We start from the raw sequence: 1960 nt of genomic DNA on the forward strand, positions 1-1960 counted from the left end.
CGAGGCCACTGCCGATGGGCGGCAACGCTTTCGACGGAAGATACAGCGGATGCGGCGACAGCTCAACCCACGGCACCCCGAGTCGTTCGGCGGCCAGCCCGCCGCCCGCGGTGAGCACATCCGACACCACGAGTTCCGGCAGCATCGCGCTCAGATCGGGCAGGATCTCGGTCGAAATATGCGCCGCACGTTCATGAATGCGCTGACCGGCATCGCGGTCATCGTCGACGGCGCGCGGGGCGAGACCCTTGAGTCTGCGCACCGCAATGCCCGCCTCCTTGGCGGCGTCGAACCAGCGCGGTCCGGTGAACAACACCGGTTCGTCACCGGCGGCCAGGAAGCGCTCGCACAGCGCCAACGCCGGAAACGCATGGCCCGGATCCGGCCCGGCAACAACGGCAACACGCATGCGGGCCAGCCTGCCATATCAGGCTCGGAATCAGGTGGGGTGGCGATCGAGCGGAGCGCGCATGGGCCCCATTCCGGGTGCCCGGCCCGCCAGCATTCACCGAAACGCCATTCACCCGCAACCCCACCGGCCGACGATCGACGGCAGACTGGTCCAGACCATTTCGCTCATTGCGTCGGACGCGCTGAGCAGTGAGCAAGCGCATCACGAGATCGGGGCTGAGGTGTCGGTATCCACCGTGGACGAATTGATCAACCTGCTGACCGACTGCGCCGATGTCTGGGATATGCCCGATCGCAGCGGCGACCCCGTCGACATCCTCGATCACGACCTGCAATGCGCCCAACTGCTGCGCCTATCCCATCCCGATGACGAGGAACTGCAACTGGCCGGACTGCTGCACGACATCGGCCACAAACTCGTCCCCGGCGACGACGCACACCACGGCGAACACGGCGCCGATGCGATCCGCTCGCTACTCGGCGACCGCGTTGCCCGACTGATCGAACTGCACGTCATCGCCAAACGCTATCTCGCCGCAACCGATACGACCCACACGCTTTCCCCCGCCAGCCAGCGCACCCTGATCGCCCAGGGCGGCCCGATGACCCCAGCCGAAATCGCCGAATTCCGAGCCGATCCCGACTTCACCGCCGCCATCGCCCTGCGCCGCGCCGACGATGCGGGCAAGATCGTCGGCCACGAAGTCGCCCTGCTGGAATCGTGGCGCCCGGTCATCGAACGGGTAGTCGCCACACACTGAACCCACCCGCCGTCACAACCGATTTCAATACTTCCCCACTCATCCGTTACCCTTGCTCAGCAACACCGGTCCGGGTGGCGGAATGGCAGACGCGCTAGCTTGAGGTGCTAGTGCCCTTTATCGGGCGTGGGGGTTCAAGTCCCCCTCCGGACACAACCAGCAACGACACGTCACCCGCCCTACCTGCGGTTTTGCAGGATTTCGGGTAGCTCTTTTGCGCCCAATCCACACAGAACCCCAAGTAGTGGCCCGTAGGGGTTCAATACGGGTTCAGCTGAAAGAATCCTGAGAAACTGGCAGTCGACCCGATGGCTCATAGCCCGCCGGATCACGAATGTCGTGCCAGCCCTACCGATATCGTCAAGCCCCTTCCTTGGATGCCACCCGCTCGCAACACCAATTGGAAGATGACTTCATGCACAACGCTTACCCGCTCGATTCCTCGGCCGAGACCGCCCAGTCGACCCACTCGCGTCTATCGCACGACAATGCGAGCTCAACGGAACTCGAAGTCATCGTCCCGATAGATCCGCCCGACCTCACCCCGGCCGCAGCTCGAGCCCTGCTGCACCTCATCCAAGAAGCTGCGGCACGGCCGCAATAATCGCGGACGTCGGTGCATCAAGCGCAAACATGCAGCCGGGCAATGCATTCCATGCAGGTACATGGATTCCAGCTGCCGAGGTAGAAACGCGGGCTCAGGCGAGGACAACATGGAGAACGAGCACGACCAACGTCGCGATCGAGAACACGAGGAAGACCACGGCTCCCAGCATGTTCCGGTCGCC

Annotated in this window: 1 protein-coding gene, 1 tRNA gene and 1 pseudogene; 2 read left to right on the forward strand and 1 reads right to left on the reverse strand. The window is 63.9% G+C overall.

What is annotated here, in order from left to right:
* Nucleotides 1-409 (reverse strand): annotated as a pseudogene (locus ABZW16_RS43855) (glycosyl transferase); the annotation flags it as partial.
* Nucleotides 410-470: 61 nt separating this feature from the next.
* On the opposite strand from ABZW16_RS43855, the gene ABZW16_RS43860 reads away from it, so the two are divergent.
* Complete coding sequence (locus tag ABZW16_RS43860; RefSeq protein WP_354962088.1) at nt 471-1172, forward strand: HD domain-containing protein; 702 nt, start codon at nt 471-473, stop codon at nt 1170-1172.
* A 68-nt stretch (nt 1173-1240) separates the two neighbouring features.
* Nucleotides 1241-1325, forward strand: a tRNA-Leu gene (locus ABZW16_RS43865).
* Nucleotides 1326-1960 lie beyond the last annotated feature (635 nt).

The organism is Nocardia sp. NPDC004604 (genome assembly GCF_040609795.1).
In the GTDB taxonomy this organism is placed as follows: Bacteria; Actinomycetota; Actinomycetes; order Mycobacteriales; family Mycobacteriaceae; genus Nocardia.

What these genes read in the sequence shown, in the direction of transcription:
- ABZW16_RS43860 (WP_354962088.1), top strand. Translation starts at nt 471, where the DNA reads ATGGGCCCCATTCCGGGTGCCCGGCCCGCCAGCATTCACCGAAACGCC.